Consider the following 22,666-nt stretch of genomic DNA (forward strand, 5'->3'; position numbering starts at 1 on the left):
GAAACGCGATGACGACGGCGACGAAACGGCAACGGATTGATTCACGGCTGGTTCACGGACAGCGCGGCAACGCCTGACCAAGCTGTGCCGGCTCGAAATGGAATGGGGAGAAGAAACGCGTATGCATCCCTGAAATTGGGATGCGAGGCGTATTGTCACACAGCCGGTCGCTCGGTGTGGCCGCCCGATTCAGCGGATGGACTGGGGCGATGCCGAAGCGGCCGCGCGACGGATCCCGCGAGGGACCCGGGAAATCATTCGTAAGCGAGTTCGTCCAGCAGACCGGCTGCGGCCGCCGTACCTGCGCCACGCACGGCGCATGTCAGCGGTTCATCGGCGACGCGCACCTCGAGGCCGATCTCGCTCGTCAGGCGGCGGCTCAGGTTGCCGAGCAGCGCACCGCCGCCTGTCAGCACAATGCCGTTATTGGCAATGTCGGTCACGAGTTCCGCCGGCGCCGTTTCGAGCCCGCGTTTCACCGCGCCGATGACCTGGCGCAGCGGCCCTTCGATCGCATCGGCGATATCGTGGTTGCTCAGTTGAACCGTGCGCGGCAAACCGTCGTCGACGCTGCGCCCGGTCGCGTTCATATGCTCACGCGGCACGTCGCGCACGGCCGAGCCGATGTTCTTCTTGACGTGTTCAGCGGTCTGCTCGCCGAGCAGCACGCCGTATAGATTACGCACATAACTCACGATCGCCATGTCGAAGCTGTCGCCGCCCACGCGAATCGAACCGCTATACGCCATGCCGCCGAGCGCGATCACGCCGACCTCCGTCGTGCCTCCGCCGATATCGACCACCATCGAACCGGTCGCCTCGGACACCGGCAGACCGGCGCCGACCGCCGACGCCAGCGATTCGCCGATCAGACTCACCTTCCACGCGCCGGCCGCCACGGCCGCCTCCTTGATCGCGCGACGCTCGACCTGGGTCGCGCCCGCCGGCACGCACAGCGTGAACGCGGCGCGGCGGCTGAACAGCGGCCGCGGGCGCGCCATGTCGACGAATTGCCGGATCATGTGCTCTGCCGCGGAAAAGTTGGCGATCACACCGTGGCGCATCGGCCGCACGGCTTCGAGATTGGCCGGCTCGCGGCCGAGAAGCTGGCGCGCCTGGGTGCCCACGGCCGCGACGCGTTTCGGCCGGTCCGAAGCCTCTTTCTGGAAGCACACCACGGACGGCTGGTTCAGCACAATGCCGCCGTCGTCGGTGTAGATCAGGGTATTGGCCGTGCCGAGGTCCACCGTCACGGAATGACGGAACAAGCGATCGAAAAGCGGGTAATGCGGCGTCGGTCTGGCCATAGGAAGGCTCTGATGTGTCGTTATCCGCCCGTACCGGGCAGTCTGGAAAATGCGCCCCCGGTCACCCGAGCCGTTCGGCACACCCGCAGGAAGTCCCGTTGAGAGGAAATCCTGCCAGGCGTTGCGCGGTCCGCGCGGCGGGGGTGATTTTCATGCTTATGAGCCATTAACGGCAAGCAGATCGGATTCTTTAGAGCCGTTTTTCAATCAGGGCCGTGTCAGCCGCGCGACAAAGCGCCCAGCGCGTGTTCCAGCGCCTCCTGGCCGAGCGCGACGCCGTCGGCGTTAATCGTGTGGCCAATGCCGGGCAGCGCATAGGCGTCCACCGTATAGCCGGCGTTGTTGAAGGTGTCGGCAGCGTATTCGAGTTCCCGTACGGGAATCACTTCGTCGTCTTCGCCGTGGATCAGGGTGAGCGGCGTGCCGTTCTGCGCGACGATCACCGAGGCGAGCCGCCCCGAGTACGCGACCACGCCGGCCGCCCCTTCCGCACTCGTCGCCACGTGATGCATCGCCATGATCGACCCTTGCGAGAAACCGACCAGTGCAAGGCGTCCGAAAGGTAACTGCCAGTGCGCAAGCTCGCTTTCGAGCATGCGCCGCAGTGCCGGATAGGCTGCGGCAACGCGCGCCTCGCGATTGCCCTCGTTGAGGTCGCGCAGGCTGAACCACTGGCGTCCGCCGAAACCGCCTTCGAAGGCGTCGGTGCCGTCGAGCGAAGTGAACGCCACGTCCGGCAGGCTGTCGCTCCAGATGTCCGCAAGCGGCATCAGGTCGCGAGCATTGCTACCGACGCCATGCATCAGCACCACCAGCCCCCTGGCAGGTGCGGTCACCGGCGCTCGCCGCCAGCCTTGTTCGAATTGCTCCCAGGTCATATCGTTTCCTTTGCTCTGTTGATTCGTCGTGGATATTTCCGCATGCGCGATGCACGGCGCGGCTATCGACGTGCGAAAACGCGCCGCCGACATGCCGCGCGCTCACACGCCGCCTCAGCCGCGAGCATACGCCGCCGGATTTGTTTCCGCCCTCCGCCTTGCATGCGTCGACGACGTCCCGACGTGAATGCAGGTATGCTTTTGCGAGCATTCAGCGCACCAGCGGCCGCCCGCACTGCGCGGGCGCGCAATAGAAAACTCACACAGAACATTCAAGCAGAACACTCTCGCAGCACGTTCGCAGCACACCGATCCGGAGAACCGTTTGAGCCAGCCCACTTCCGCGCCTGCCTCGGCGCCGCCCGCACCTCCACCGCCGCTGCAGGGTGGCCAGCTGGTGCTGGCCACGATTGCCGTCGCGCTCGCCACGTTCATGAACGTGCTCGACACGTCGATCGCGAACGTTGCGATCCCAACCATTTCCGGCAACCTCGGCGTTTCGGTCGACGAAGGCACGTGGGTCATCACGGTTTTCGCCGCGGCCAACGCCGTGTCCATTCCGCTCACCGGCTGGCTCACGCAACGCATTGGCCAGGTGAAGCTGTTTGTCGGCGCGATTCTGATGTTCGTACTGGCTTCGTGGTTGTGCGGAATTGCGCCGACGCTGCCGATCCTGCTGCTCGCGCGGATCTTCCAGGGCGCCGTGGCCGGTCCGCTGATTCCGCTGTCGCAAGCCATACTGCTCGGCTCGTATCCGAAGGAGAAATCCTCGACCGCGCTCGCCTTATGGGCAATGACCGCGACCGTCGGCCCGATTGCGGGACCGGCGCTCGGCGGCTGGATCACTGACAGTTACAGCTGGTCGTGGATCTTCTACATCAACATTCCGGTCGGCATTTTCGCGGCCGGCGTTACGTGGATGATCTACCGCACCCGCGAGTCGCCAACGCGCAAGCCGCCTATCGACGTGGTCGGGCTCGGCCTCTTGATCACGTGGGTCGCCTCGCTGCAGATCATGCTCGACAAAGGCAAGGACCTCGACTGGTTTTCGTCGCCGGTAATCGTGATTCTCGGCATCACCGCACTCATCAGCTTCGCGTTCTTTCTCGTCTGGGAACTGACCGAGGAAAATCCGATCGTCGATTTGCGGCTCTTCCAGCAACGCAACTTTCTCGGCGGCACGATTGCCATTTCGGTCGCGTACGGCGTGTTCTTCGGCAACCTCGTGCTGCTGCCGCAATGGATGCAGGAGTACCTGAACTACCGTTCCGTGGATGCCGGTCTCGTGACCGCGCCGCTCGGCGTCTTCGCGGTGTTGCTCGCGCCGGTAATGGGCCGCGTCCTGCCGCGCTCGGACGCGCGCGTGATCGCCACGCTGGCGTTCATCGGCTTCGCAATCGTGTTTTATATGCGCTCGAAATACGTGATCGAAATCGATACGTGGCATCTGGTGATACCCACGCTGCTGCAAGGCATTCCGATGGCGCTGTTCTTCGTGCCGCTGACTTCGATCATTCTGTCAGGCCAGCCGCCGAGCAAGATTCCCGCGGCGGCCGGCCTGTCGAATTTCGCGCGCGTGTTTTGCGGCGCGGTGGGCACCTCGATCGCCGGCAACGAGTGGAACAACCGCACGGTGCTGCATCACGAACGACTCACGGAACAGGCCTCCGTCAACAACCCGGTGTTCAATCAGCAGATCGATTCGACCCAATCGCTGCTGCATCTGAATCCGCAATCCGCCCATGCATTGTTCGATTTCACCGTGAACACGCAGGCGGCCATGATGGGCCTGAACGATATCTTTTTCGTCTCGGCGGTCATCTTCATTCTGATCATTCCGCTGATCTGGATCACGCGGCCGGCCAAGGGCGGCGGCGGCCCGGATGCGGCGGGCGCGCACTGACAGCGCTCGCAAGCGCGCTGCGTCAGCGGAAATAACGTGCGGGCGTGTCGCCGAATGCGTCCCGAAACATCGCGATAAAGGATGACACGTCGCTATATCCCACCTCGAGCGCCACCTGCGTGACACTCGCGCCGGCACCGAGGTGCTCCAGCGCGACCAGCAGGCGAAGCTGCTGGCGCCACTGCCCGAAGGTTTGCCCCGTTTCCTTGACGAACAGGCGCGCCGCCGTGCGCGCCGTCACACCCGCCGCCGTAGCCAGTTCCTCCAGGACTGCGGGGTCCGCGGGATTGGCGCTCAGCGCATCGGCGATACTTTGGGCACGCAGATCGCGCGGCCAGTTCAGCCCAAGCGGCGCGGCGGGCAGACCCGGCAAGCGGTCCAGCAGGACTTGCACGAGTCGCGCGGCGGGTTCGTCGAATGGAGTGTCGTGCGGCAGATCAGCCGCGGCGTTCAGTAAAGCCGCGACCAGTTGATCGGGCACGATGGCGACGGCGTGCTGCGGCGGGAGCGGCATGGCATCCATACCGGCGTAGAGCGAATAGAACCGGACGGGACCGGTTGCGGACAGCCGGTGCAGCGCGCCCGCGGGCATCCACACCGCGTGCCCCGGCGGCACGACCCAGCGCTCGGTCTGCGTGCGCACGATCAGCACCCCGGCGCTCACGTGCATCAGCCGCGCGCGACGAGAGGCGCTCAACGGCTCATCCAGTGTCTCGTAGTGCTCGCCGATCACGAACGCCTGTTGCTCGACGCCGTCTGGATCAAGATTCTCCATGGTGGTGTCCGTCTTGCCCGGTTACTGCCGGAAAGGCAGCAAGATTAGCATAGCCGGGCCGCGGCGCCACGTGAGTGTCGCTTGCGGCGGCTCACGTGGACATTCGAATCAGGTTTCAACGAGAGGCTGGCATTCGGAGCGAAGGAGGCAGACCACGCACTTGCGCTCTCCTCGTTCTGTGCCAATGACAGGCGCCCGAGAACGGGTGCTTCAAAACTCAATCGGCGGCCACCGACTGCAGCGAAGCGGGTGGCCGCCGGTACATCCGGCATCTCGGGTAATGCTGCCGCGAAACCGTTTCCCTAGCGATTGACCACGCTTTTGGGCATTGTCAGCACAATGGCCGCCGCCACGAGCAACGAAGCTGCCACGCAGTACAGGCCCACGTCGGTGCTGTGCGTCATATCCTTGATCCAGCCGACCAGATAGGGGCTGACAAAGCCTGCCAGGTTACCGACCGAATTGATCAACGCAATGCCCGCGGCCGCTGCCACGCCGCCCAGGAAGGCAGGCGGAATCGACCAGAACTGGCACAACGCGCCGAGAATGCCGATCGTGGCAAAGGTCAGCGACCCGACAGCCAACGCGACGTTGTGGGCCACCAGCGTGCTCGCCACGAGGCCGATTGCGCCGATCACGGCCGGCAGCGCCACGTGCCAGCGCCGTTCCTTGCTCCGGTCCGAACTGCGTCCCAGCAGCACCATGGCGATGGCCGCGGCGCCGTAAGGGATCATCGTCAGCAGGCCGACGTTGAACGCGTCGCTGACGCCCGAGGCCTTGATGAGCGTGGGCAGCCAGAAACTGATGCCGTAGAGGCCCATGATGATGCCGAAGTAGCACAGGCACAGCACCCACACGCGCTTGTTGGTGAATGCGCCGCTCGCACTATGCACCTCGATGTGCCCAGACTCGTTCGCGAGGCCCGTCTCGAGCAGCGACTTTTCTTCGGCGGTGAGCCATTTTGCCGCGCTGATTCTGTCGTCGAGGTAAAGCAGCACGGCAATGCCGCCGATGATCGAAGGCAGCGCTTCGAGCAGGAACAGCCAGCGCCAGCCCGCCATGCCGTGAACGCCGCTGAAGCTGTTCAGGATCCAGCCCGACAGCGGGCCGCCGATCACGCCCGCGATCGGAATTCCGGTCATGAACATCGCGGTGATCTTTCCGCGGCGTGAGGACGGATACCAGTAGGTCAGGTAAAGGATGATGCCCGGAAAGAAGCCGGCTTCAGCGACGCCAAGCAGAAAGCGCAGCACGTAGAAGGCGGTGGGCGTCGTCACGAAAATCATCGCACCGGACAGCACTCCCCAGCTGAGCATGATGCGGGCGATCCACTTCCGCGCGCCGAAACGATGCAGTGCGATGTTGCTCGGCACTTCGAAAATGAAATAGCCGATAAAGAAAATTCCCGCGCCCAGACCGTAGATCGTTTCGCTGAACTTGAGGTCGGTCAGCATCTGCAGCTTGGCAAAGCCTACGTTGACGCGGTCCAGGTACGCGAAGACGTAGCAGAGGAAGAGGAACGGAACCAGCCGCCATGTCACCTTGGCATAGGTCCGGTCCTCGGAGTTGGCGGGCGTGACGACATCGCCGTAAGCGGATTTCAACATCGTTGTCTCCTTGAATCACGGCCGGCGCGCTTCGTGGTCGCGCCAGCGCGGCTTGTTGTGTATGTGACGGCCTATGCTGGCCGTTCAGTCGAACATGTCAGGGCTGGTCTGCACGAGCTGCTCATAAATGGGCTGGAAATGCAGCCAGCCGATGTATTCGCTGCCGACGTGTTCGCGGCTGTAGCGCGAACTGTGCTGCGGCACCATGACCGGCTTGATGCCAGTGGCCTCGACCAGCAACTGCTGCTGACAGCAGCGCTCCAGCGCGATAAACCAGAACGCGGCGGCTTCGATGCTGTGGCGGCTCACCGTCAGCAGGCCGTGATTCTGATGAATGGCCGCCTTGACGTTCTTGAAGTAGTCGGCAACCGACAGCCCGGCCTGTTCCTCGACCGCGACCGCGCCGGCCTCGTCCTTGATCACGACATGGTCTTCATAGAAGGCCGCGGCATCCTGGGTGATCGGGTCCAGCGGACGTCCGAGCGCCGCGAACGCGGTGCCGTAGACCGTGTGCGCATGGCACATCGCCACAATGTCGGGATTGGCTTCATGCACCGCGGCATGCAGCACGAAGCCGGCGCGGTTGAGCGCGTACTTGCCTTCCACGACCTTGCCGGTATGGTCGGCGAGAATCAGGTTGGAGAGCTTCACCTGGGAGAAATGCACGGCCATGGGATTGGTCCAGTACAGATCCGGGAACTCGGGATCACGCACGGTGAGGTGGCCGGCGAAACCGTAGTCGAGATTGTGCAGCGCAAAGGCGCGGCATGCGGCGACAAGGCGTTCCTTGCGGTGCTGGCGCTCCTGGGCAAAGGACGAAAAGTCGGGCAGCTCGGGAAACTTCAACCCAGCCTGCTTCGGCCGGTAAATGGAATTGTTCGAAGGATGGGAAATCGTGCGACGCAGTTCGGCCTGCTGCGCGCTGATATCGATTTTTCCAGTGCCGGTGCTCATGGTGTCTCCTGTGTCAGCAGTGATTGCATGTCGCTAACGATAAGGAAACACCGGTCGCCGATCTAGGCGCGCCGGACAATAGGATTTATTACGCCCCCATATAAATCCCCGGCTTCTAGGGTTTCTGCCAGGGCGGCTCGCGGAAAACTTCGACGAAGTAGTCGATAAAGGCGCGGATGCGCGGGACCAGTTGGCGCTCGGGCAGATAGACGACGTGGATCGCGGTGTCATCCTTGGCCTGGTACTCCGATAGCAGCGGCACCAGTCCACCCCGGCGGATCGCGGGCAATGCCAGGTGTTCCGCGAGGCGCATGATGCCCACGCCCGCCACGCACAGCTGAAACAGCGTCGTGCCGTCGGTGCTGCGGAAACTGCCCTGCACGGCGACGCGTTCGAGCCTGCCGTTGATCATGAACGGCCACTGGTTCAGGTGCTCGCGCGGCGACTCCCAGGTCAGGCAGGCGTGCCTCGTCAGGCCGAGCGGAGTGACGGGCGTGCCGTGCGCGGCGAGATAGCCCGGCGAAGCCACGACGATTCGTTGCAGGTCACAGAGCTTCCGGCTGCGCAATGAGGAGTCTTGCAGCCGGCCCATGCGAACCGCGACGTCGAAGTTGTCCTCGATCAGATTGACGTTGGAATCCGACAGGGAAAAATGCACGCCCAGCTTCGGGTAGGACGACAGAAACCCGGGCAACGCGGCGACCAGTTGATCCATGCCGAACGCGTGAGGCGCGCTGACGCGCAGATTGCCGGTCGGCTCGCTGGATCGGACCTGCGCCTCCGCTTCCTCCAGACTATCGAGAATGTCGTTGCAGGACGAGAGAAAGCGCTCGCCCTCATGAGTCAGCCGCTGCGTGCGCGTTGAACGATGCAGCAGTTGCACGCCGAGCCTGCGCTCCAGACTGGTGACGCTTTGGCTGACAAAGGGCTGGCTCACGCTGAGCATATTCGCCGCGGCGGTGAAGCCCCCGGCCTCGACGACCGCCTTGAAGACGCGCATCTCCAGCAATCTTTCGTCCTTCATTTTTCGAATCCCCGTGCACCGGGCCGCCTGATCGACCCGTTTGAGGACGATATGACGAAAACGATTTCCGCCGCAAGATTCCGTGCTTTACGCCCTGCCGGTTCAGGGCAATCGATTGCTGTGCGCGAACGGGCTCGTCGGCCGCGGCTGATTTCATGCGCCGGTCAAAAGTGACCTGGCCTGTTCAAGAAGAGCGTGCGACGCGGCAAATTCATTGCGTCCCGCCATGGTAAGGGCGGCGGCGCCGGTGCTTGCAAACAGCTCGTCGTTAGATGTCGCGACCACATCCGAAGAGGTGCCAGTCTCATCGCTGCGGCGAAAGAGTTCGAGCGTTCGGAGTGCATCTGCCCGCCGGTCCTGCGGACCGGTTGTGGCCAGAATTTGCGCCGCCGCTGCTAGTTGTCGCGAAGCCTGCAGGAATTCAGAACGGTTCATGACGGTTACCTCATGAGATGCAGTCGTAGGCTGTCCGAAGCGTCTGACAACGGGTTACGCATTCCGGACGTGCCGAACATGTGATGCCGGATTGAGCATCCGCATGCACGCCTGTACGGAAGCGTCTGCAACGCATGCACGCCGAACCAAAGACTACAGGACGGCAACGGAGCAATCGATTTTCCATCCTCATGCAGACAATCGATGTTCGTAATAAGGACGATCCCTATCACCGGTTTTTCCGTGCACCGCTCACAGTGAATTCGCGTTTCCTTTCGTGGCCGGAATCTGGAGGAGATGCACCGTTGCAAACGTGGCGCATGACTATCGAACTCGGGGATCGAGTTCAGAAAAAGGCGAACTGCGCCGTCTTGCTGATATTGGCACGTCATCGACGCACGCCGGACAAACACCACGAAAAGCTCCGACGTACGCCGTCAATGCATCGGAAACGTGGAGTTCGTCATGAGCGCAAGGAATACCGCTGTCGGCCTGCTGGTCGCTGGCGCAGCTATATGGGTTTCGTCTGGCGAGGCAGCCACCTGCAAGAAAGCTGCACCGTACTGCCACCACACCAAGGGTGCATTGGCGAAGCCCGTCGTCAGCAAAGCGCCCTCTCCGCATGAACGAGGGATTGTGAGAGTGGACGATCCTATGCAAGGAGGCGAGCCGAAGCCGGCGCAGCCGCCGGTTAACCACGGCCCTGCTGGAGAAAGCATCGACGCGCAGTTCCGTGGTGGTTGAGAACAACCCTTAAACGGCCGGTCGCATTCTTCCACGACCGGCCGCTGCGACGTCAGCATGAGACAGCCACCATCAAGAAGTGTCATCAGCCCTGCGGCTGAGCCGGCGCAATAATATCGCCTGCAGAGACGACGGCGTTCCTTCCACTCTTTTTGGCCGCGTACAGAGCCAGATCAGCTGAATTCGTCAATTCATCTAGTGACGATGGACATGAGCGTCGACCGGTCGCGCACCCAATGCTCACCGTGAAATGTGGGAGTGTCCCGGATGAGACTGCTGGCCGAGCACGCTCAACTTCCTGACGTATAGCTTCAGCGATCCGAGCCGCTCCCGTTTTGTCCGTATTGGGCAGCACGACAACAAACTCTTCCCCGCCATATCGCGCGGCGAGATCGCCACGGCGACGCACGTGCCGATTGATACATTCCGCGAGATGTTTCAGTGCAATATCACCTTGAGCGTGACCGTGCGTGTCATTATATTGTTTGAAGTTATCCGCATCGACGAACAGCAGCGACAAGGAACCATCGCTGCGCTGCAGTCTTCCCCACTCGTTTTCGAGGACATGGTCGAGAGCACGGCGGTTCTTGAGTCCTGTCAGCGGGTCGGTTTGCGTTAGCTCCCTAAGCAGTTCCTGAGCCTTTGCGTGGTCTCGCAATGCAAAAGCAAGGAGCCAGACCACCGTGCAGAACGCAAGGCTAACGGACGACGCTGAAATTCCGACTATCCATGACAGTCGCCTCCAGGATGCCAGTACGTCGCCTTCCGCCGGCGCGACAACGGCGATGAGCGGCGTCCCGGGCACACGCTGAAATGTATAGAGGCGCATGACCCCGTCCGAGATCGAGGGAGCCGCATAGAACCCGGAATCATGGTTCACCATACGCGGAAACGTCGGTGAATTACCCAGATTGACCAGTCTGTCATGACTGATTGGGGGATTTCTGGCCACCAGCGTGCCGTCCGTGCGAACGATCGCAGTGACACCGTTTGGCCCCACGTCCAGCTTTGCAAGCAGTTGCTTGAAGTATTCGACGTCAATGGCAACAATCGCTACTCCGCCGAATGACCCGTCGGGCCGGCTTATCCTTCTCGTCATCGCAATCGACTGCGCGCCAGGCCGTGACCGTGCCCGGTAGACGGACGACACATATAGCCCGACATTCGCCGACTGGCGATGTGTAATGAAATAGTCACGATCGCTGAAATCCCAGGTATGGGTGCTCGAGCAGCAGCCGTCGATCAGACGACCCCGATCATCTGTGACCCCCATGCCGGTGACATACTCGGCAGCAGTCCGATCAAACAGCAATTCGTGACGCAGGCCTGGATCCATAGTTTGGATGGCGGGCTTGTTCTGCGACGCGACCAGAGCGCGAAGGGAATTATCCGACGTCTCAATAGTTCGGGCGATGTTGCTGACCAGGACAGCAGTGACGTTTCGCGACGTTTCATGAGCATGGTCGACAGTTGCGTCACGAGAGGCAAGAAGCGTGATCAGGCTGATTGCCATCACGACTATTGCCATCAGGCTACCTAGCACACCGACAATCAAGGGATGTCGGCCTGCGAGAACGGCCAGTTTTCCGGTGGAAATAGAAACAGACACTTTTTAATGTTGTGGTGAGTACACTCGGTGCAAACGTCGTCGTCCCGCGGTCGAAGCGAGATTATCGATTCGGTTTAGCGGGTCCTTCGGCAAATGAATGCCCGAGTGTCTTGGCTAGCCGATGACCGGGTTTACGGCAAAGACCATAAAAAGTAGAGGCCCCTGCGCTTCCGGCTAGTCATTTTCTACCGCGGCCGTTGACCTTGGTTGGGGGCAATTGAGTAACTGGACATCTGCCCCGGCAGGCTTGACCCTTAGCCCTTTGCCTACGAGGCAGGATCGCATCGAAAAATTGCGACCACGGCTCATCAGTCGAATTTGATCAGGTCCTTAAAGATCAGCTGCCCCCAGCTATTTCCACGCCCCTGCACAAGCAGTCCACCTTCCGAAAGCGCACCCAGTTTGATCGGCGAGAAACCGAGATCTTCCGCAAGCGCACCAATCTCCGAAGCGGCGCCGTCATCGTCGCTCGCGAGGAACACGACTCTCTTGCCACCATGTACTGCCGGATCCTGTTCCAGGACGGCAGCGCCCAAATGATTGAAGCCCTTAACCAGTCTTCCACCAGTGAAGGCTTGCGCGACGGCCCTGGAAGAAGGTTGTCCGCCCAGTTCCTCAGGGGGCACGCCGTAGGCATTGGTGACATCGACGATGATCTTGTCCTTCCAGGTAGGCAGCGCCTTCGCGACATCCCGGTACGACTCGAAACGGACAGCCAGAAAAACGATGTCCGCCTTGACCGCGTCCGCCAGTTTTTTGGGAATGATCGTGGATCCGATCGCGGCCGCAGCGGATGCAAAGCTTTCCGGGTCGCGAGTGGTTGCAACGGATACTTCGATGCCGCGTCGGGCAAACGCCCTGGCAAGCGCCTGGCCGATCTTGCCGAAGCCAATAATTGCGTAGGTCATAGGTTTTCCTTTGGTGTGCGACACCCTACGGGCTCCGAATATCGAATGGAGTGACCGGCGGGCGTAGCGTGTCAGAGTTGTGCAAGGCCGCCGTCAACGGCAACCTCGCTGGCGGTCATGAAGCCGCTGTCCGGCGACGCGAGAAAGGCGGCCGCCGCTGCGATCTCGGCAGGATCGGCCATGCGCTGGAGCGGAGTCATCGAGGCGAAGACCTTCTGGCCTTCCTCGCCTAGCGCTTCCTTCGCGAGTTCGGTCGCCGTCGCCCCGGGTGACAGCACGTTGACCCGGATGCCGGTGCCCTTCAGGTCCTCCGCCCAGCTCCGTGCGAGGTTGCGGACTGCCGCCTTGCTCGCGCTGTAGGCGCTCATTGCCGGGGCGCCCGTGGTGCCGGCGCTCGATCCGGTCAGGATTATCGAACCGCCCTTGCGCATCAGCGGCAGCGCCTTCTGTACCGTAAAGATCGTACCTTTTACGTTGGTGTCGAAAGTTTCGTCGATGTGCTCGGCGGTGATCTTGCCTAGCGCAAGCTGGCCTCCCGCGCCGGCATTGGCGAAAACGATGTCGAGGATGCCGCGCTCGACCTTCACCGCCGCGTAAAGTCGGTCGAGGTCCGCCAGATCGGAGACCGAGCCCTTCACCGCGCGGGCATTGGGCCCGAGGTCGGCAACAGCGGCGTCGAGGGCTTCCTGCCGCCGGCCGAAGATGAAGACGAAGGCGCCTTCTTCGATGAAGCGCTTTGCTGCGGCGCGGCCGATGCCGGTAGCGCCACCGGTGATCACGGCGGTCTTTCCATTCAGTCTGTTCATGTCATGCATCCTTCGTTGAAGTTGGTCTGGAGCGCCGAAACACAAGCGACAAGCTCGATTCTGGAGGTGTTGATGCATGAAGCCAATTGACTAAATATCTATAATTGCCATCTACTCTTTGGATACCTATGCTAGACAACGTCACGATCAATCAACTTCGGGCCTTCGTTGCCGTGTGTGACCACGGAAGCTTTTCCGGGGCTGCACGGGAGCTAAGGCGTGCACAGTCAGCGATCAGTCACGCGATCAACGCGCTCGAGAGTGCCTTCGATGTGTTGCTGTTCGAACGCAACGCGCGTAAAGCGACGCTCACGGCGGCGGGCCGTAGCCTTCTACCTGATGCTCGTGGGGTGATTTCACGCACCGAGGAAATGAAGATGCGCGCGGTTGCCATTGCTGAAGCCGGGGTGCCACAGGTATCTCTTGCAGTGGACACCTATTTTCCGCGCGCGCACCTGATTGAATGCCTGCACCGGCTGCAGTCGGACTTTCCAACCGTCGCAATCAATCTGCGCATGACGACCATGCAAGGCGGCGAGCGCCTGGTTCTCGAAGGAACGTGCGCATTGGCGGTAACGATCAACGACGTGCCGGAACTGAGCCCGGGTACCATAGAAAGGCAGCATCTATGCGAAGCGCAAATGGTGACCGTCTGTGCGCCATCGCATCCGCTGGCCGCAATCGCGGGGCCGATCCCGCGGGAGGAATTTGGCCGGCACATCCAGCTCGTCGTAACCGACAATCAGCCCGATGCGGAAAAGACCCAACAGGGGGTCGCCGGTGAACGCCAGTGGCTGGTGAATGACCTTGGTGCGAAGCACGATCTGCTCAGGGGCAGCTTATGCTGGGGGCACATGCCGCATCATCTGGTTGCAGAAGACCTCGTGAACGGAACACTTGTCGAACTCCAACGGCGCGCATGGCACATGCGCGCCCTCACGTTCATGATCTCGCAGCGGCGCGGGTACTCGTTTTCCGACTGCGAGATGCGGCTGGTTGCGCTCCTGGGCAATCGTCATCGCGTTTCAAAGGGTGCCAGCAAACGCTCCGTCTCACGCGCGGGCAAAAAAGCGTGAAGGGCCGCTACGCCTGAGCAACCGCCAGCAAGGCCTGCTGCTCCACGACGGATGCCCGCAAGGGTGAATAAACGGCTCGCGCGTTCTGAAATCTTCAACGGCTGCAACGGGTCGCGAAGACTCATTCACGCTTGTCGGACGCCGACATTCACCACCACCGGAGCGCCAACGACTGCAAAGGGACGAGCGGCAGCCGCCCGCCGCGCCAGTGCCCGCCTCGCTTTGTGGCCTCGGCAACGCAAAGCGAAAGCCGCTCTCCAGCCGCGCGGTCAGAAAAGAAACAGCCCTGTCCGTCCGGTGGGCTATCATGCCTGTCCTCTTCGAAGTAGCTCCTTATGATTTCCGTCCGTAATGTCACCCTGCGCCGCGGCGTCAATGTCGTACTCGACCGCGCATCCGTCACCTTCACCCCCGGCGAAAAGATTGGCCTTGTCGGCCGCAATGGCGCCGGCAAGTCATCCTTCTTCGGCCTTCTTAACGGCACGCTGCACGAAGACGGCGGCGAATTCTCGATTCCCGCTGCATGGAAGATGGGCCAGGTCGCGCAGGAGATGCCGGAGACCGAGCAAAGTGCGACCGACTTCGTGATCGAGGGCGACACCCTACTGCTGGCCGCGCAGGCCGAAGTCGCCGCCGCGGAGGCCAGCGACGACGGCATGCGCATGGCGCACGCCTACATGGCCCTGCACGACGCCGGCGCACATGATGCTCCCGCGCGTGCCCAGGCGCTGATCCTGGGCCTTGGCTTCAGTGCCGCGCAGCTTAGCCATCCGGTCAACAGTTTCTCCGGCGGCTGGCGCATGCGACTGCAACTGGCGCGCGCGCTCATGTGCCCGTCCGACTTGCTGTTGCTCGACGAGCCGACCAATCACCTCGACCTCGACGCACTGGTCTGGCTGGAAGCGTGGCTCAAGCGCTATCCAGGAACTTTGGTCGTGATCAGCCACGACCGCGAATTCCTCGACGCGGTGACGCAGGTGACGGTGCACGTCGACAACGCCAAGCTCGTTCGCTATGGCGGCAACTACAGCAAGTTCGAAGAGATGCGCGCTGAGCAACTGCTGTTGCAGCAGGCCGCGATGGCCCGGCAGGCGGACAAGATCGCCCACCTGCAGAAATTCATCGACCGCTTCAAGGCCAAGGCCTCGAAGGCGAAGCAGGCGCAGAGCCGGGTCAAGGCGCTCGAACGCATGGAGAAGATCGCACCTGTGCTTGCCGACGCCGAGTTCACGTTCGAGTTCAAGGAGCCGCTCAACGTCCCGAACCCGCTGCTGTCGATGCTGGACGCGAGCTTCGGCTACCCGGCGCCGACCGAAGCGCCCCCGGGCACGCCGCCGACCGTCATCGTGCGGGGCATCAACCGGTCCGTGCTGGCCGGGCAGCGCATCGGCATTCTCGGTGCCAACGGCCAAGGCAAGTCCACGCTGGTGAAGACGGTGGCGCACGAGCTGGCGCCGATTACCGGCGAAATCAGCGAAGGCAAAGGCCTGAACATCGGCTACTTCGCGCAGCAGGAACTCGACGTGCTGCGTCCTCTCGACACGCCGCTGGAACACATGATCCGTCTTGCCAAGGACACGCCGGCGCACATGCGCGCCCCCGGCCAGAGCGGCACCGAACAATCGCTTCGCACCTTCCTCGGCACCTTCAGTTTCAGTGGCGACATGGTCCATCAGCCGGTCGGCACGATGAGCGGCGGCGAAAAGGCGCGGCTCGTGTTGTGCATGATCGTGTGGCAGCGCCCCAACCTGCTGCTGCTCGACGAGCCGACCAACCACCTCGACCTGGCCACACGCGAAGCGCTAGGCATGGCACTCAACGAATTCGAAGGCACGGTGATGCTGGTCAGTCACGACCGGTCCCTGCTGCGCGCGGTATGTGACGAGTTCTGGCTCGTCACCAAGGGTGGCGTCGAGCCATTCGACGGCGATCTGGACGATTACCAGGAGTTCCTGCGCGACGAAGCCCGTCGCATGCGCGAGCAGGCTGCCGGAGAGCAGAAGGTCATTGCCTGAGGGAACTATTGGTAGTTCCAGTCTGGAAGCTGCTGTAGCGCTCGCATCGAGTCGAAGAGGCCTTAAGGCAGAACAATACGCATTCTTCGATGCCACAGCGAGCGCGACTTTGTTGTCTGCCCATACTACGTATGGAGAAACATCAAAGTCCGCGGGGGAGAGCGTGGAAAGAGGCAAGCGCGATCGTCAATCCCGATACATCCACATCGTCCCCCGCCCTCTTACGGCTGCCTGGCGTGCCGAGTTCCCCGACCCACCACAACCAGGGCAATACCTCCGAGGATTGCTGCCGAGGCCAACACGATTCGGATGGTCACGCTTTCTCCAAGAAATGCGGCTGCGCCGAGCGTCGCGATGACCGGCACGCTCAACTGCACCGTGGCCGCGTTGCCTGCTTTCAGACCTGGCAATGCCGCGTACCAGATGGCGTAGCCAATGCCGGAGGCCACTGCGCCGGAACCCGTTGCGTACCAGAAACCGGCGCAATCAATCGAAGCGTGGGCGGACATGGCGGCGCTGAGCGCCGCGGCAAGTGGGACTGCGCGCAGGAAGTTACCGGCCGTCACCGCGGTGGGATTTCCCGCGCCCTTGCCGCGCAACGAATAGATGCCCCAAGCGACGCCGGCGCCGAGCATAAGGACAGCGCCTCCGGGAGGTGGCGCGGAGAGACCGGGAAGCAGCAGCCCCGCAAGGCCTGCCAACGCGCATGTCAATCCGATCCATTGCCGCCAATGGAAGCGTTCGCCCTTTCGGATGCCGTAGCCGATCATTGTCGTCTGCACGGCGCCGAACAGCAGTAGGGCACCAGTGGACGCCGGCAGGCTCAGGTAGGCAAACGAGAATGCGGCCGCATAGGCGAACAGTGCCAGCGCCGACAGCCAGTTTCCGGCGCCGCCCAGCCTGCCGCCCCGGAGCCGCACTATCATCGAGAGCGCGAGGGCGCCCGACGCGATACGGATCGACGTAAAACTCGCTGCATCGATGCCGGTGCCCTTGAGGGCCAGCCGGCATAGCAACGAGTTCGCTGCAAACGCGACCATTGCAAGCAGCGTCAGCACAGTGACACGCACGGGCGACACAGACCCCCCCCAAAAAACGCTGAATCTTCCGTCAGTATCCGGCCATTGCGCCGCCTGTACGAGCGTCAGTGACCGGTCACCTCTGCCCGAGCGCGGCCTTTTGCCATCGGCTCGTGTCGATCCGTTGCAGTGCTTCGCCGCTCGAGACCTGAACGACTGCTTCCAGGGCCGCCCTGCCATTCCTGAAGGCGAAGCAAACATAACATCAATGTAATGTGAGCGTCAGCGTCCCTCAATCTTCGCTGTACAGAATAAGGGTACTCACCCCCGTTTCCACGAGGTGGTGAGATCGAAGGCTTCCGTCACGGCGGCGAGAAGCTGACCAAAAACCAAGTTCAGGAGGTAACTCACTATGAAGGCCCTTATATATGCAGCGCTGATTGCCGGCGTACTTGCCACTCCAGTTGCCTCTTTCGCACAGGACGCTACTGGTCCGTTGACGCGCGCCGAAGTACGCGCGGATCTGACTCGAGTAGAACAGGCCGGGTACCGGCCGGCCGCAAAGGATGTGCACTACCCAGCAGATGTTCAGGCGGCTGAGGCGCGCCTTCAAACGCAGGATGTCACTGCGCCGGGAAGCTCGGGTGTAGGCGGAGTATCGGATGGCTCATCGCAGTCGGGTGCGCGGACGGCAACCCAAGGGACTCGCTCGATCTACTTCGGTCGCTGATGCCCGCACGTCTCACAAGCCATCGCTTGCTACTTCTTTCGGCCTATCAAGTGAGCGACTGCGTTCGCACAGTTTCGGTTCCCAGGATTAAGCGGGCTGACCGGTGCGCGGCGTCACGAACGCCCGGAAGGAACAAACTAACCCACCAGTGTCGTCGAGTGCCGCACCAGACGGAAGAGATCCATCCCGGTGCGGCCTGTTTCATCATGATCGCGCGGTTGCGCCGGTATCGGCCCTCACCTTATGGCGCGGCAACTCCTTGCGTCTTCACTACGTACGGCTTGTAGAAGCTCGCGCCGGCCCAGGCAGGCGTCGAGGCGCTATAAAGCGGTGCGCCCTGGGTGTAATTGGCCCCGTCGTGCCAGTCGCCACTGCCGGTGTATCGGGCCACCGCCGGATACGGATATACCGGCCGCGACGCAGTCACGGTGTTCGACGCATCTGTCTGATAGCTCATGACCGCATTGGGCGCTTTAGCCTGCTCGACCCAGCCTGTCATCTGCGAGACCAGATCGATGTTGGGAAAGCCCTCCCCGCCGCCGCAATGGCCGACACCCGGCACGACGTAAAGCCGGGCGAACTGGCTCACATTCGACTCGCCCATCGTGCTTTGCATCGCCTCGTAATAAGCGATCGTGAAGAGCGGCGAGATGTGCTGGTCCGCCCAGCCGTGCCACAGGATCAGCTTGCCGCCTGCATTCCGGAACGCGGACAGGTCCGGGTTGGTTGCATCGTTGAGCGGATGGTTGGCCTGCAGGTAGTTCGTATAGAAGCTTGCGTCCTGGTAGCCGAACGTGTCGATGTTCGGCATGCTCGGCGAACCCGTGAAAATCAGGTTGTATGCACCGGTCACGATCAGATAGCTGAACAGGCTCGTCACGGGCACGGGCGCGTCCGTCGAATTGGAGGTCGGCACTTCCACCCCGATCCAGTTCGCTTCCGAACCCAATTGGGGCGATCCGGCCAGCATGCGCGTGCCGGTGGCCGCGTCCTTCGGGCCACCGTAAATCTTGGTGGCGGTGGCGACTTCCGCCGCGGTCAGGCAGTTGGCGGTGCTGGTCGCGCCGCTTGCGCACTGGATCGACGCCGGGTCGAAATTACAGGTACGCGGATCGGTCAGCAGACCGTCTGGAACGCCGGTCTGCCCACCGCACGCCGCCACGACCGCCTTGTGCAGCACGAGCGCCTTGTCGGCATAGAGCACCGCATTGCCGGCGCTGGTACCCGTCGTGCTGTTCGATTCCACGCTCCAACCGTGATAGAGCGAGTTCTGAATCTGGAAGTGAGCAGCCGGGGCGCCTGCCACGATACCGTTATAGTCGGCCGGATAGCGCTGTGCGGCCATCAGGGCTTCACGCCCACCGTCCGAGCAGCCGACGAAGTACGAGTACTTCTGTGCCTGCCCGTAATAGACCTGGATCAGCTTCTTCGCCGTGAGGGTCGTGATGTGCTGGCCACGGTACGCGAAGTCAGCCTGCTTCTGGGTATCGGACGCCCAAGAGGCATTCTGCCCGGCGTGGCCCATATCGGTCGCGGCCGTCACGAAGCCGCCATGCTGAACCAGCGGGCAGGTGTAGCTGAAGCTGAACGAGCTTTGCTGGGTCGGATCGCTCACCGCGCCGCACAGACCGCCGCAACCTAGTTCCGCGAAGCGTTGGGTCCATGAGTTGAGCGGCAGCGCGACTTCGAAAGTGTTCGAAGGTGCGAGCGTGCCTTTCACGGTGCAGAAATTGACGGTGGCGCCGTTGATCGTGGCCGCGGTGACAGTCGCCGAAGTAATCGAACTGCCCGCGCCACCGATGTCGGTGATATCGACGGCGGCCAGTTTCGAACAATCTACAACTGGTGTCACGACCGCCAACGGCGCTGAAGTGAGCGTGCCACTACTGCCGCCGCAAGCGGCGACGAGAGCAGCCGTCACGCAGATCGCAAACGTTGTCAGCAACGAGGCCACGAATGCATGGGCGCGCGCAGCCCGCCCGAGTGTATGCCGGGGTTTCATACTTATCTCCTGAGTCTGTCTCTTATGTCGGATGCCGGAGCCGTCCAGCTGCGTCACGACAACGACGCATCCTCCCGAACGGAATAATAAAATCGGATTCCTTATTTATATTTCCTCTTTTAAGCCTCCTCTTCTCGCGTCCGGTGCAACGAACCGCTTCACTCGATCTGTATCAGGCCGGCTCCATACCTTGTGCACGTTTAGCCGAAGACGCCTCGGCCGAAGCCAGATACGAGATGAATGCCTGCGCATCGTGCGGCTGCGTGGAAGCTGCGCAAACCGCAGCCGAGAAAACGGTGACGATCTCGATCTCAGCCGGCAGTGTCCCGACGACATCAATACCGGGAAGATGCATCAGTTCGCTAAACTGCTGGAACCCGAGTTCGACGTCCCCACTCGCGATGAGCGAGCCCACCGGAACTCCGGGCGGTGCCTTTACGATGCGCGGCGCGATCGTCGCGGCAATGCCCCAACGCTCGAAAAGCCGCGCCAGATGCGCACCGCTCGGCCCCGTGGAGTAGCCCACACTGCGCGCGCCGAGAATCGCCTGACGAAGCGCCGCTTCACTCGCGATATCAGGACGCGCCGCGCCGGCAGCCACCGCAATCGCCACAGGCGAACGCGCGATGTCCGCGCGAATGCTGACGACGATCCTGCCAGCCGCGCCCAGCCGCTCGATCGCGTCGGACGCCAGCACGACCACGTCGAACGACTCGCCGTCCGTCACGCGCCGCGCGGCATCGACGCCACCAACCGATTCGATCAACACCCGCTGCCCGGTCTGCCGCGCGTATCGTTCGGCTAACTCTGCCAGCAGGTTGCGGGTCGCCATCGACGAGATGCCGGTGGTAGGTCGGCCAACGGTTGGTTCGCCTGCCATGTTCAACGACCTTGCGCTTTCAACGCGGTATCGGGACGTGCATCGACGCGCCTCGCTGCTCCTTCGTAGATCCCGCACCGTTCATCCGCATCGCTCATGCTTGCTCCAGACAGCTGATCCAAAAATTGCCGCGGTGCCGGGCGGGTCATCGCCCGACGGTTTCTTCAGGGGACCGCATTCGGCTGCGGTGCCGGTTCACTCACCCTCGCCCGCTGGGCCAGCAGGATGGCTACCGCGGCCAGCGTGGCGGGCACGGCGAGCATCGCGAGAATCGCACCGAACTGCAGGCCGAATCCGAGCAATGCGCCGCCTATCGCGGAGCCGAAGATGCTGCCGAAGCGGCCCATGCCCAGCATCCAGCTAACACCGGTTGCGCGCGCAACCGTCGGATAGCGGCCCGGCGCGAAGGCATTCAGGCCCGTCTGCGCGCCGCTCATACAGAAGCCGGCGGCGAATACCAGCAAGGCCAGCGACGACGACAGCGCACCGATCCACGCCAGCGCCAGCACGCACAGACCACCGCCGAGATAAGCCGCGCTGATCACGGGCGCCGGCCGCACCTTGTCCATCATCCAGCCGACCAGAATCGCGCCGATCGTCCCACCGATCTGGAACATCGCTGTGATGTTTGCCGCCGAGGTGACGCTCAAGCCAGCGTCTTTCATGAGCGTGGGCAGCCATCCCGTTAGCAGATAGATGACCAGCAGTCCCATGAAATACGTCACCCAGAGCGCCGCTGTCATGACGCCATAGCCTTGCGAGAAGAGCACGCCGATCGGCTTGCGCGTGGGCAACGGCGGCTCAGTGGAAACGAACGACTCGTCACCGGCAAAGCGTGTACCGCATACGCGGCCCAGCACCGCGCCAATGCGTGCGGGCGACGCGCCGCGCACCGCGAGCAGGCGAGCGGATTCCGGCAACAGCCACACCTGCAGCGGAATCAGGGCAAGCGGCAAAGCGCCGCCGAAGATCAAGACCGAACGCCAGCCATGCTCGGGAATCAACCAGCCGGCCGCGAACCCGATCAAGGCCGAGCCCAGGTTGAAGCCGGTGAACATGATCGTGATCAGCAACGACCGCTTGCGCTGCGGGGCGTACTCGGACAGCAGCGTGGTCGAGTTGGGCATCGCGGCGCCCAGTCCGATGCCGGTGAGCAGGCGAAGCGCGGCCATCTGCGTGGGCGACTGCGTAAAGGCCGTCGCAATCGTGAATATGCCGAACAGAAACACGGACGTAATCAACACCCACTTACGGCCGATGCGGTCCGAAGCCGGTCCCGCACCCAGCGCGCCGATCACGAGGCCGAGCGGCGCCGCGCTCATCACCAGACCGAAGGCGGGACGCGAAATCCCCCAATCGTGGATGATGGAAGGCGCCACGAAGCCCATGATGGCGACGTCCATGCCGTCGGCCGTCACGACGAGAAAACACAGCGCCACCAGCAACCACTGGTAGGGCGAAATGGATCGCCCGTCGATAAACGCCTTGATATCAATTGTTCGTCCGCTAGTCATCGAATTACTCCTGTCTCCTGCATGTCTTTCATGAGCAACGCGTGCCGGCTTCCCCAAACGCCCTGCTCAAAAACGGCTGTGGATGCCGGACCCGTGCGATCGCCTGGGTTTCATTGCTCGATGCGCCGTCGGCGCGGTTCAAGCCGTTGATTTGTGCCTGCGCGTCCGAATTGGCGTGTTGATAAAGGCCCAGCACATAGACGCTGGTGCGCCTGGACAGCGCATGGTCGACGTTTGCGCCGACCTGATGCGCGTGATTGTTGTCGACGGTTTCATTGCCCTTCATGTCCATGTACGACACGCCCGCGTTGAACGCCTTCGTCAAGTTGTAGTGCCCGACTACCGAGCCTTCGTACACGGCCGCACCGTTCGCGCCGTTATGGACCGTAGTGAACAGTGCATTCACGAACCATGAGCCGAACCGGTAGTGCTCTATGCAATGCCGGCTTCCCGTCTAATCGAAGTGTGAAGCTATGGACT

20 protein-coding genes are annotated in these 22,666 nt (G+C 62.2%); 5 read left to right on the forward strand and 15 right to left on the reverse strand.

The features are described 5' to 3' along the window. Positions 1-254 precede the first annotated feature (254 nt). Positions 255-1,307 (reverse strand): rod shape-determining protein, encoded by a 1,053-nt coding sequence (locus AC57B1_RS22345; RefSeq protein ID WP_091807970.1) that lies wholly within the window; start codon positions 1,305-1,307, stop codon positions 255-257. 218 nt (positions 1,308-1,525) lie between these two features. After that, positions 1,526-2,185, reverse strand: a complete 660-nt coding sequence (locus AC57B1_RS22350; protein WP_496418698.1) for an alpha/beta hydrolase — start codon at positions 2,183-2,185, stop codon at positions 1,526-1,528. Positions 2,186-2,510: 325 nt separating this feature from the next. On the opposite strand from AC57B1_RS22350, the gene AC57B1_RS22355 reads away from it, so the two are divergent. Then, a complete protein-coding gene (locus AC57B1_RS22355) occupies positions 2,511-4,088 on the forward strand; it encodes a DHA2 family efflux MFS transporter permease subunit (RefSeq protein WP_091807968.1) in 1,578 nt (525 codons plus the stop codon). Between the two features lie 22 nt (positions 4,089-4,110). Here AC57B1_RS22355 and AC57B1_RS22360 read toward each other — a convergent pair whose 3' ends face one another. The 5 genes from AC57B1_RS22360 to AC57B1_RS22380 form a co-directional block, all read right to left on the reverse strand. Continuing rightward, positions 4,111-4,863 (reverse strand): AraC family transcriptional regulator, encoded by a 753-nt coding sequence (locus AC57B1_RS22360; protein WP_496418699.1) that lies wholly within the window; start codon positions 4,861-4,863, stop codon positions 4,111-4,113. 302 nt (positions 4,864-5,165) lie between these two features. After that, positions 5,166-6,470: an MFS transporter gene (locus AC57B1_RS22365; RefSeq protein ID WP_408184068.1), complete on the reverse strand. Its 1,305-nt coding sequence runs from the start codon at positions 6,468-6,470 to the stop codon at positions 5,166-5,168. Positions 6,471-6,554: 84 nt separating this feature from the next. Beyond that, entirely contained in the window at positions 6,555-7,424 is an 870-nt protein-coding gene (locus tag AC57B1_RS22370) for a class II aldolase/adducin family protein (protein ID WP_408184069.1), read from the reverse strand. A 115-nt stretch (positions 7,425-7,539) separates the two neighbouring features. Continuing rightward, positions 7,540-8,448, reverse strand: coding sequence for a LysR family transcriptional regulator (locus AC57B1_RS22375; protein ID WP_496418700.1), 909 nt, complete (start codon positions 8,446-8,448; stop codon positions 7,540-7,542). A 153-nt stretch (positions 8,449-8,601) separates the two neighbouring features. Then, a complete protein-coding gene (locus AC57B1_RS22380) occupies positions 8,602-8,883 on the reverse strand; it encodes a hypothetical protein (protein ID WP_496418701.1) in 282 nt (93 codons plus the stop codon). A 191-nt stretch (positions 8,884-9,074) separates the two neighbouring features. On the opposite strand from AC57B1_RS22380, the gene AC57B1_RS22385 reads away from it, so the two are divergent. Continuing rightward, positions 9,075-9,509 carry a hypothetical protein gene (locus AC57B1_RS22385; RefSeq protein ID WP_496418702.1) on the forward strand — a complete coding sequence of 145 codons (435 nt, stop codon included), beginning with the start codon at positions 9,075-9,077 and terminating at the stop codon, positions 9,507-9,509. 203 nt (positions 9,510-9,712) lie between these two features. Here the strand turns inward: AC57B1_RS22385 and AC57B1_RS22390 are convergent, their stop codons facing one another. The 3 genes from AC57B1_RS22390 to AC57B1_RS22400 all read right to left on the reverse strand — a co-directional run bounded on the left by AC57B1_RS22390 (position 9,713) and on the right by AC57B1_RS22400 (position 12,950). Further along, positions 9,713-11,236, reverse strand: coding sequence for a sensor domain-containing diguanylate cyclase (locus AC57B1_RS22390; protein WP_496418703.1), 1,524 nt, complete (start codon positions 11,234-11,236; stop codon positions 9,713-9,715). Between the two features lie 308 nt (positions 11,237-11,544). Then, on the reverse strand, positions 11,545-12,144 hold the full coding sequence (locus tag AC57B1_RS22395) for an NADPH-dependent F420 reductase (RefSeq protein ID WP_496418704.1): 600 nt from the start codon (positions 12,142-12,144) through the stop codon (positions 11,545-11,547). Positions 12,145-12,215: 71 nt separating this feature from the next. After that, entirely contained in the window at positions 12,216-12,950 is a 735-nt protein-coding gene (locus AC57B1_RS22400) for an SDR family NAD(P)-dependent oxidoreductase (protein ID WP_496418705.1), read from the reverse strand. Between the two features lie 128 nt (positions 12,951-13,078). On the opposite strand from AC57B1_RS22400, the gene AC57B1_RS22405 reads away from it, so the two are divergent. After that, entirely contained in the window at positions 13,079-14,026 is a 948-nt protein-coding gene (locus tag AC57B1_RS22405; RefSeq protein ID WP_408346337.1) for a LysR family transcriptional regulator, read from the forward strand. Between the two features lie 335 nt (positions 14,027-14,361). Further along, the gene (locus AC57B1_RS22410) at positions 14,362-16,041 is read left to right on the forward strand and encodes an ABC-F family ATP-binding cassette domain-containing protein (protein WP_496418706.1); all 1,680 of its coding nucleotides are present in this window, start codon (positions 14,362-14,364) and stop codon (positions 16,039-16,041) included. 221 nt (positions 16,042-16,262) lie between these two features. Here AC57B1_RS22410 and AC57B1_RS22415 read toward each other — a convergent pair whose 3' ends face one another. Beyond that, positions 16,263-17,120 carry a DMT family transporter gene (locus tag AC57B1_RS22415; RefSeq protein WP_496418707.1) on the reverse strand — a complete coding sequence of 286 codons (858 nt, stop codon included), beginning with the start codon at positions 17,118-17,120 and terminating at the stop codon, positions 16,263-16,265. A gap of 352 nt (positions 17,121-17,472) precedes the next feature. Between AC57B1_RS22415 and AC57B1_RS22420 the strand changes: the two genes are divergently transcribed. Continuing rightward, positions 17,473-17,790, forward strand: a complete 318-nt coding sequence (locus AC57B1_RS22420; RefSeq protein WP_408346343.1) for a DUF4148 domain-containing protein — start codon at positions 17,473-17,475, stop codon at positions 17,788-17,790. A 241-nt stretch (positions 17,791-18,031) separates the two neighbouring features. Here AC57B1_RS22420 and AC57B1_RS22425 read toward each other — a convergent pair whose 3' ends face one another. The 4 genes from AC57B1_RS22425 to AC57B1_RS22440 form a co-directional block, all read right to left on the reverse strand. Then, on the reverse strand, positions 18,032-19,792 hold the full coding sequence (locus tag AC57B1_RS22425; RefSeq protein ID WP_496418708.1) for a tannase/feruloyl esterase family alpha/beta hydrolase: 1,761 nt from the start codon (positions 19,790-19,792) through the stop codon (positions 18,032-18,034). 172 nt (positions 19,793-19,964) lie between these two features. Next, positions 19,965-20,672: a substrate-binding domain-containing protein gene (locus AC57B1_RS22430; protein ID WP_408346348.1), complete on the reverse strand. Its 708-nt coding sequence runs from the start codon at positions 20,670-20,672 to the stop codon at positions 19,965-19,967. A gap of 164 nt (positions 20,673-20,836) precedes the next feature. Beyond that, entirely contained in the window at positions 20,837-22,186 is a 1,350-nt protein-coding gene (locus tag AC57B1_RS22435) for an MFS transporter (protein WP_408346351.1), read from the reverse strand. 28 nt (positions 22,187-22,214) lie between these two features. Beyond that, positions 22,215-22,592, reverse strand: a complete 378-nt coding sequence (locus AC57B1_RS22440; protein ID WP_408346354.1) for a porin family protein — start codon at positions 22,590-22,592, stop codon at positions 22,215-22,217. Positions 22,593-22,666 lie beyond the last annotated feature (74 nt).

It is taken from the genome of Paraburkholderia sp. BGA-UO-ETr-F21 (genome assembly GCF_059567925.1).